Origin of the sequence: Enterobacter cloacae complex sp. GF14B, from assembly GCF_004136805.1 — a bacterium.
Taxonomy (GTDB): domain Bacteria; phylum Pseudomonadota; class Gammaproteobacteria; order Enterobacterales; family Enterobacteriaceae; genus Enterobacter; species Enterobacter hormaechei_C.
On the sequence record NZ_QFRV01000117.1, the window covers coordinates 1 to 8,630 of the forward strand.

Annotated in this window: 7 protein-coding genes; 3 read left to right on the plus strand and 4 right to left on the minus strand. The window is 58.5% G+C overall.

The genetic code is table 11. From position 1 onward, the window contains the following. Positions 1-762 (plus strand): oxygen-dependent coproporphyrinogen oxidase (hemF, locus tag DD606_RS22770; protein WP_129259193.1); only part of this gene is annotated, 762 nt, incomplete at its 5' end. Between the two features lie 110 nt (positions 763-872). Here the strand turns inward: hemF and maeB are convergent. Further along, positions 873-3,152 carry an NADP-dependent oxaloacetate-decarboxylating malate dehydrogenase gene (gene maeB, locus DD606_RS22775; protein WP_032659706.1) on the minus strand — a complete coding sequence of 760 codons (2,280 nt, stop codon included), beginning with the start codon at positions 3,150-3,152 and terminating at the stop codon, positions 873-875. Positions 3,153-3,438: 286 nt separating this feature from the next. Here maeB and tal point away from each other — a divergent pair, with 286 nt between their 5' ends. Both tal and tkt read left to right on the plus strand, forming a co-directional pair. Continuing rightward, the gene (gene tal, locus DD606_RS22780) at positions 3,439-4,389 is read left to right on the plus strand and encodes a transaldolase (protein ID WP_045896673.1); all 951 of its coding nucleotides are present in this window, start codon (positions 3,439-3,441) and stop codon (positions 4,387-4,389) included. Positions 4,390-4,408: 19 nt separating this feature from the next. After that, entirely contained in the window at positions 4,409-6,397 is a 1,989-nt protein-coding gene (tkt, locus tag DD606_RS22785) for a transketolase (protein ID WP_045330443.1), read from the plus strand. A gap of 59 nt (positions 6,398-6,456) precedes the next feature. Here tkt and DD606_RS22790 read toward each other — a convergent pair whose 3' ends face one another. From DD606_RS22790 to DD606_RS22800, 3 genes are all read right to left on the minus strand, one after another. Then, positions 6,457-7,500 carry a DUF1176 domain-containing protein gene (locus DD606_RS22790; protein ID WP_047653871.1) on the minus strand — a complete coding sequence of 348 codons (1,044 nt, stop codon included), beginning with the start codon at positions 7,498-7,500 and terminating at the stop codon, positions 6,457-6,459. A gap of 106 nt (positions 7,501-7,606) precedes the next feature. Beyond that, entirely contained in the window at positions 7,607-8,200 is a 594-nt protein-coding gene (nudK, locus tag DD606_RS22795; RefSeq protein ID WP_003863554.1) for a GDP-mannose pyrophosphatase NudK, read from the minus strand. Between the two features lie 67 nt (positions 8,201-8,267). Continuing rightward, positions 8,268-8,630, minus strand: a 363-nt coding sequence (locus tag DD606_RS22800) for an FAD-dependent oxidoreductase (protein WP_176691463.1), incomplete at its 5' end; no start/stop codon positions are given.

An 8,630-nucleotide genomic window follows, 5' to 3' on the forward strand; every position in this document is an offset into this window, starting at 1 on the left:
CGCGTGCTGCGTAACGGCGGTATTTTTGAACAGGCCGGGGTCAACTTCTCCCACGTCCACGGTGATGCAATGCCAGCGTCCGCCACGGCGCATCGGCCTGAACTGGCGGGCCGCAGCTTCGAGGCGATGGGCGTCTCGCTGGTAGTGCATCCGCATAACCCGTTTGTGCCAACCAGCCACGCCAACGTGCGCTTTTTCATCGCGGAAAAACCGGGGGCCGATCCGGTCTGGTGGTTTGGTGGCGGTTTCGACTTAACGCCTTACTATGGCTTCGAAGAGGACGCCGTGCACTGGCACACCACCGCGCGCGACCTCTGCCTGCCGTTTGGCGAAGACGTTTACCCGAAATACAAAAAATGGTGCGATGACTATTTCTATCTGAAGCACCGCGACGAGCAGCGCGGCATCGGCGGACTGTTCTTTGACGATCTCAACACCCCGGATTTTGATACCGCATTCAGCTTTATGCGCGCGGTGGGTGAAGGCTTTACCAACGCCTATATTCCGATTGTCGAACGCCGCAAAGACACCGACTACGGCGTGCGCGAGCGTGAGTTCCAGCTTTACCGCCGCGGGCGCTACGTGGAGTTTAACCTGGTATGGGATCGCGGGACGCTGTTTGGCCTGCAAACCGGTGGGCGCACGGAGTCCATTCTGATGTCGATGCCGCCGCTGGTGCGCTGGGAATACAGCTACGCGCCAAAAGAAGGCAGCCCGGAGGCTGCCTTGAGTGAGTTTATTCGGGTTCGGGACTGGGTGTAACCCTTACCCCTCACCCCGGCCCTCTCCCCAAAGGGGCGAGGGTGAAAAGACGGCTCGGAGCTGTCCCCTCTCCCCTCAGGGGAGAGGGTTAGGGTGAGGGGTGGGGTTAATTACAGCGGCTGCGTCTGTGCCTCAACCACCGCCAGCGCCACCATGTTGACGATACGACGCACGGAGGCAATCGGCGTTAACACATGCACCGGTTTTGACACCCCCATCAGCACTGGCCCTACGGTCACCCCTTCAGAACTCGACACACGCAGCAGGTTATAGCTGATACGCGCCGCTTCTACGTTCGGCATAATCAGCACGTTCGCCGAGCCTTTCAGCGGGCTGTCCGGCATACGTTCATTACGAATGCTCTCCACCAGCGCGGCGTCGCCGTGCATCTCGCCGTCGATCATCAGCTCCGGCGCACGCTCGCGCACCAGGTCCAGCGTCTGGCGCATTTTGCACGCCGCCGCGGATTTGGATGACCCGAAGTTAGAGTGCGACAGCAGCGCCACTTTCGGCTCGATACCAAAGCGGCGCACGGTTTCCGCCGCCATCACGGTGATTTCCGCCAGTTCCTCCGGGGAAGGATCGTCGTTGACGTAGGTATCGGCGATAAAGGTGTTACCGCTTGGCAGCAGCAGCGCGTTCATTGCGCCGGCAGTATGGACGCCCTCGCGATAGCCGAAGATCTCCTGCACCACGCTGAAATGCTCATGGTACTCGCCGATGGTGCCGCAGATCAGCGCATCCGCCTCACCGCGATGAACCATGATCGCGCCGATCACCGTGGTATTGCTGATCACCGCCCGCTGCGCCTGCTCCTGGGTGATCCCGCGACGCTTCATGATCGAATAGTATTCGTTCCAGTACTCTTTGAAGCGCGGATCGGATTCGTTATTGACGATCTCAAAGTCGACGCCCGGCTTAATTTGCAGGCCCAGCTTCTGAATACGCATCTCGATCACGCTCGGACGACCAATCAGGATCGGTTTCGCCAGCCCTAAGGTGATCAGCTCCTGCGTGGCATGCAGCACGCGCGCCTCTTCCCCTTCCGCCAGCACCACGCGCTTCGCGTCAGCGCGCGCCTGGGAGAAGATCGGCTTCATAAACAGGTTGGTTTTGTAGACGAACTCGGTGAGTTTATCGACGTAGGCATCGAAATCTTCAATCGGCCGCGTCGCCACGCCGGAGTCCATCGCCGCTTTAGCCACCGCTGGCGCGATCTTCACGATCAGACGCGGGTCAAATGGTTTAGGGATGATGTAGTCGGGGCCGAAGCTCAGATCCTGATCGCCGTAGGCGGAGGCCACCACTTCGCTCTGCTCGGCGTGCGCCAGCTCTGCGATAGCATGAACGGCGGCGAGCTTCATCTCTTCGTTGATTGCCGTAGCGCCGACGTCCAGCGCACCGCGGAAGATGAACGGGAAGCAGAGCACGTTGTTCACCTGGTTCGGGTAGTCCGAACGTCCGGTACAGATGATCGCGTCTTCACGCACCGCCTTCGCCAGCGGCGGCAGAATTTCCGGCTCCGGGTTCGCCAGGGCCAGGATCATTGGCGCGCGCGCCATCTTCTGCACCATCTCCTGGGTCAGTACTTTCGGGCCTGAACAGCCGAGGAAAATGTCAGCACCATCAATCACGTCTTCTAGCGTGCGCTTGCCGTCGTCTTCCACCGCATAGGCCGCCTTGGTTTCCGCCATGTTTGGCTCGCGGTCTTTGTAAATCACGCCCTTGGAGTCGCAGACCACGATGTTGTGTTTCTGCATGCCCAGCGCCACCAGCAGGTTCATACAGGCGATGGCCGCGGCGCCTGCGCCGGAGACCACCATGCGCACGTCGGAGAGATTTTTCTCTACCACGCGCAGGCCGTTCAGAATGGCGGCGGTACTGATAATCGCCGTGCCGTGCTGGTCGTCATGGAACACGGGAATGTTCATACGCTCGCGCAGCTTCTGCTCGATATAGAAACATTCCGGCGCTTTGATGTCTTCCAGGTTGATGCCGCCGAAGGTCGGCTCCAGCGCCGCCACCACGTTGATGAATTTATCCGGATCCAGTTCGTCCACTTCGATATCGAAGACGTCGATACCGGCAAATTTCTTAAACAGAACGCCCTTCCCTTCCATCACCGGCTTACCGGCCAGCGCACCGATGTTCCCTAACCCCAGCACCGCCGTACCGTTAGAGATAACGGCCACCAGGTTGCCGCGCGCGGTGTATTTGTACGCTGCCAGCGGATCTTTTTCGATTTCCAGGCACGGAGCAGCCACGCCCGGCGAGTAGGCCAGCGCCAGATCGCGCTGGGTCGCCAGCGGTTTGGTCGGGGATACCTGGATTTTACCCGGAACAGGAAACTCATGAAAATCGAGAGCGCTTTGTTTTAACTGATCATCCATCTTGTTATTCCTTTCACGTTTCGGTCAAAAAGGGTGATGTTGACGTTCCTATGCACACCCTGGTGTGCCGCATAGTATCGCCGCAGGCAGGCTCCTAAACTTTGAAGGCTGCCAAACTCTCACCATTGCAGAATAAAAATTGTTATCAATTTATAACAGCCATGTTACCCGTCTCAGAAAGCAATGCCTCCCCCGTCTGCTATGCTTTTTTGTTAAGTCCATCATGATTTTCTCAGAAGTGTGAACTAACGCACTCGACTAACTCTTTTATTTCCAAGGAGTAATTATGAACCAGCTAGACGGCATCAAACAATTTACCACCGTGGTTGCAGACAGCGGCGACATCGAGTCGATTCGTCACTACCAGCCGGAAGACGCGACCACCAATCCCTCTCTGCTGCTCAAGGCGGCCGGTCTTGCGCACTTTAGTCATCTGATTGATGACGCCCTTGCCTATGGCAAACAGCGCGGGAAAACGCAGGAGCAGCAGGTCGCCGAGGCCAGCGACAAGCTGGCGGTCAATATCGGTGCGGAAATTCTTAAAAGCATACCGGGACGCGTCTCCACCGAAGTGGACGCCCGCCTCTCGTTTGACCAGGAAAAGAGCATCAGCAAGGCTCGCCGCCTGGTGGAACTCTACCAGGAGCAGGGGATCGATAAATCACGCATCCTGATCAAGCTTGCCTCTACCTGGGAAGGCATCCGCGCGGCGGAAGTGCTGGAGAAAGAGGGGATCCACTGCAACCTGACGCTGCTGTTTTCCTTCGCCCAGGCGCGTGCCTGCGCCGAAGCGGGCGTGTTCCTGATTTCACCGTTTGTCGGACGTATCTACGACTGGTATCAGGCGAAACAGCCAATGGATCCGTACGTGGTGGAAGAAGATCCTGGCGTAAAATCGGTGCGTAATATCTACGATTATTACAAGCAGCACCGCTACGAAACCATCGTGATGGGGGCCAGCTTCCGCCGCACGGAGCAGATCCTGGCGCTCGCGGGCTGCGACCGGCTGACCATCTCCCCTGACCTGCTGAAAAAGCTTCAGGAGAGTGAAGAGACGGTGATCCGCAAGCTTGTGCCGACCTCCACCGTTCTGCCAAAACCAAAACCCATGACCGAAGCGGAATTCCGCTGGGAGCACAATCAGGACCCAATGGCCGTGGAAAAACTGGCGGACGGCATCCGTCAGTTCGCCGTCGACCAGCGCAAACTCGAAGATCTTCTCGCTGCCAAACTTTAACCTTGCCACGGAGTGAACTATGTCCCGTAAAGAGCTCGCCAACGCCATTCGCGCCCTCAGCATGGATGCCGTACAAAAAGCCAATTCCGGCCACCCTGGCGCCCCCATGGGTATGGCTGATATTGCCGAAGTGCTGTGGAACGACTTCCTCAAGCACAACCCGACCGATCCGACCTGGTACGATCGCGACCGTTTTATTCTCTCCAACGGTCACGCATCGATGCTGCTCTACAGCCTGCTGCACCTCTCCGGCTACGATCTGCCGCTTGAGGAGTTAAAAAACTTCCGCCAGCTGCACTCCAAAACGCCGGGCCACCCGGAGATCGGCTATACGCCGGGCGTTGAAACCACTACCGGCCCGCTGGGCCAGGGGCTGGCGAATGCCGTCGGCCTGGCGATTGCAGAGCGTACGCTGGCCGCGCAGTTCAACCAGCCCGACCACGAGATTGTCGATCACTACACCTATGTCTTTATGGGTGATGGCTGCCTGATGGAGGGGATCTCCCACGAGGTCTGCTCGCTGGCGGGCACCCTGGGCCTGGGCAAGCTGATTGGCTTCTACGATCACAACGGTATCTCCATTGACGGGGAAACCGAGGGCTGGTTTACCGACGACACGGCGAAACGCTTTGAAGCCTATCACTGGCACGTGGTGCACGAGATCGACGGTCACGATCCTGAGGCGGTGAAAAAAGCGATTCAGGAAGCGCAGAGCGTGAAGGACAAACCGTCCCTGATCATCTGCCGCACCACCATCGGCTTCGGCTCGCCGAACAAAGCGGGCAAAGAAGAGGCGCACGGCGCGGCGCTGGGTGAAGAGGAAGTGGCGCTGACCCGCCAGAAACTGGGCTGGAAACACCCGGCCTTTGAGATCCCAAAAGAGATCTACAAGGCCTGGGATGCTCGCGAAACAGGTGAAAAAGCGCAGCAGGCCTGGAACGAGAAGTTTGCCGCTTACAAAAAAGCGTATCCGGAGCTGGCGGCTGAGTTTACCCGCCGCATGAGCGGCGGCCTGCCGGAAGACTGGGAAGAGAAAACCCAGGCGATGATTGAAAACCTGCAATCCAACCCGGCGAAAATTGCCACCCGTAAGGCATCACAAAACACCCTGAACGCAATTGGCCCAATCCTGCCCGAACTGCTGGGCGGATCGGCGGATCTGGCGCCAAGTAACCTTACCATCTGGTCCGGCTCTAAATCCCTGAAGGAGGACATTGCCGGGAACTACATCCACTACGGCGTGCGCGAGTTCGGGATGACCGCCATTGCCAACGGCATCGCCCACCATGGCGGCTTCGTGCCGTACACCGCTACCTTCCTGATGTTTGTCGAATATGCCCGTAACGCGGCGCGTATGGCGGCTCTGATGAAGGCGCGGCAAATCATGGTGTACACCCACGACTCCATCGGACTGGGTGAAGATGGGCCGACGCACCAGGCGGTAGAGCAGCTGGCGAGCCTGCGCCTGACGCCAAACTTCAGTACCTGGCGTCCGTGCGATCAGGTTGAAGCGGCAGTGGGCTGGAAGCTGGCCGTAGAGCGTCATAACGGACCCACGGCGCTGATCCTGTCGCGCCAGAACCTGGCGCAGATCGAGCGCACGCCGGAGCAGGTGAAAAATATCGCCCGCGGCGGGTACATCCTGAAAGACAGCGGCGGCAAGCCAGACGTGATCCTGATTGCCACCGGTTCAGAGGTGGAAATCACGGTAAAAGCGGCGGAGAAACTGACCGCCGAGGGTCACGCGGTGCGCGTGGTTTCCCTGCCTTCAACGGATATCTTTGATGCCCAGGATGAGGCGTACCGCGAATCGGTGCTGCCTTCAAACGTCGCGGCGCGCGTGGCGGTTGAAGCTGGCATTGCCGACTACTGGTACAAATATGTGGGTCTGAAAGGGGCGATTGTCGGCATGAAGGGTTACGGTGAATCCGCCCCGGCCGATAAGCTGTTTCCGTACTTCGGCTTTACCGTTGAGAACGTAGTGGAGAAGGCGCTGAGCGTGCTGTAATGCGATCTGCGTTGCCGGGTGGCGGCTGCGCCTGACCCGGCCTACAAATCGGCAAAACCCTACCTTGTGATCCACAGCGTGGGCCAGGCATCTGGCCCATTCCAGTTATCACAGCTTGGCTCTTCCGCGTAGCGTACCAGACGGAAGCGCTGGCCGTTAAAACGCCAGCGGGTCTGGATCCCACAGTCGCCAATCCCGCGTCCCAGCGCCAGCGTGGTCAGCTCGCGCGTTTTTTCATCGAAGCTGGCATTCATCAGCTCCATGTCGCTACTCTGGCTGGAAGGGGTAAACGGCAGACGCAATCTCACGCTCCTGGCCGCAAACGGTTTTTTACGCGACACCAGCCACGCCAGGTCGACGGTGTTGTACGCCCCCGCCTCACAGCTGATGATCATCAGCGCTTTGTCATCGGTCAGCGCGGTCACGCGCACCTCACGCCGGTTCGGATCGAGAGAGCACTGGCTGTGGTTCATGCGCCAGTTACCGTAATCCAGCAGATCGTTCAATTCGTTATGCGTCAGCGGCGTTGGCGTGGGGTTCACCACCGCCACCTTTTTTAATGCCGGCGCAGGCGGCACGCTCAGCGGTGGACTATCCCCTTTTTTAATCCATGCCGTTTCACTTCCGACGCGTTTTTGCTGGGCATCGATAAACAGCAGCGCCGCTTTCAGCCCGGCCAGAGAGATTGTCTGCTTCCCCCCGCGCAGAGTCAGCGCCTGACCTTCCTGAATGGTTTTCAGAAACGTGGTGATGGTGCCCGTATCGTCTGTTTTAAGATGCCAGGGGGTTAACTGCCAGTGTTGCGACGTGAGTTTAAGCGGCACATTGTCGAGCAGCAGGCGCGGGGCGATGTCAGGCTCTTTCACCGGAGGCGCCGAAAGCCCACCGAGATCAATGCGCAGGCTGGCGTCCGTTTTTGCCCCCGCACTGCGGCTCAGCGACATGACCAGACCGCGATGCTCGCCAGTGTTGCGCGCTACGCAGAAGTTCTGGTTATTGCAGGTCACCTGCCAGTCTGAAAAAGACTGCTGCGCAGGCGCAGCCCACACCCGAGGCGCGGGAAGCACGCAAATGAAGAAGAGAAGAAAAACGCAGTAGCGCATGAACGGCACAGCCCCGCAAACGAATAGGTCAATCTGGGGCGTATCTTCGTGCCCTGGGCGGGCTGGCTCAATCGGATTTATCGGATAGATTTATCTGAAATACAACTTATCGCGCTTCCGCCGCGGCATTCATCAGCCCGCTGGTTTGCAGATATTGCAACAGGATCACCGCTTTACCGTCGCGGATCTCGCCGCGTTTCACCATGTCAACAGCCTTAGCGAAAGGCATTTCCAGCACTTCAATGTCTTCGTCGTCCACGCCACCGCCCCGGTGCGTGCGCTGGGCATCGGTATATTCCGCAATGAAGAAGTGGATCAGCTCGGTGACCCCGCCAGGGGACATAAACAGCTCAAAGACTTTCTGCACCGTCCCCACCTCAAAACCCGTCTCTTCAATGGCTTCTTTGCGGATACACACTTCCGGCTCATCGTCGTCCAGCAGACCTGCACAGGTTTCAATCAGACGTCCGTCCGCGTTGCCATTGACCCATGTCGCGATGCGAAACTGGCGGATCAGCACTACGCTTTGCTTTTCACGGTTATACAGCAGAATGGTTGCACCATTGCCCCGGTCGTAGACTTCGCGTTTATGGCGAATGACGTCCCCGTTCTTACGGGTGAGATCGTAAGTGATGTTACGCAGGACAAAGTAATTTTCAGAAAGGATTTTGTCTTTAATAACGCTAATGTTCAGAGACATACGGGCTCCACGGCAAAATGAGTCTGTTTATACTACGCTGTGAAGCCCGCTTTGTCGCCCGTCTGCGTTAATGCATGTTGCGCGGCGGCACGCCAAGCCAGTCCATGATCCCCTGCGCGGCATGGCGCCCTTCCGCCATCGCGGTGACCACCAGATCTGCACCGCGTACCGCATCACCGCCAGCAAAAATCTGCGGATTCGAGGTCTGGTAGCGATAACGGCTCTCCACGGAGGCCCTGATGCGCCCCCAGTCGTCGGTGTCGACGCCCTGCGCCTGAAGCCACGGCATGGCGTGCGGATTAAACCCAAACGCCATGATCACCGCATCCGCTGGCATGACAAACTCACTGCCCGCCACCGGGACAGGACGCCGCCGCCCCTGCGCATCCGGCTCGCCCAGACGGGTGCGCAGCATCCGGATACCGTTGAC

Bases quoted from the DNA above. Each gene is read 5' to 3' on its own strand.
- tkt (WP_045330443.1), top strand. From the start codon at position 4,409: ATGTCCCGTAAAGAGCTCGCCAACGCCATTCGCGCCCTCAGCATGGAT.
- tal (WP_045896673.1), top strand. From the start codon at position 3,439: ATGAACCAGCTAGACGGCATCAAACAATTTACCACCGTGGTTGCAGAC.
- maeB (WP_032659706.1), bottom strand. From the start codon at position 3,152: ATGGATGATCAGTTAAAACAAAGCGCTCTCGATTTTCATGAGTTTCCT.
- DD606_RS22790 (WP_047653871.1), bottom strand. From the start codon at position 7,500: ATGCGCTACTGCGTTTTTCTTCTCTTCTTCATTTGCGTGCTTCCCGCG.
- nudK (WP_003863554.1), bottom strand. From the start codon at position 8,200: ATGTCTCTGAACATTAGCGTTATTAAAGACAAAATCCTTTCTGAAAAT.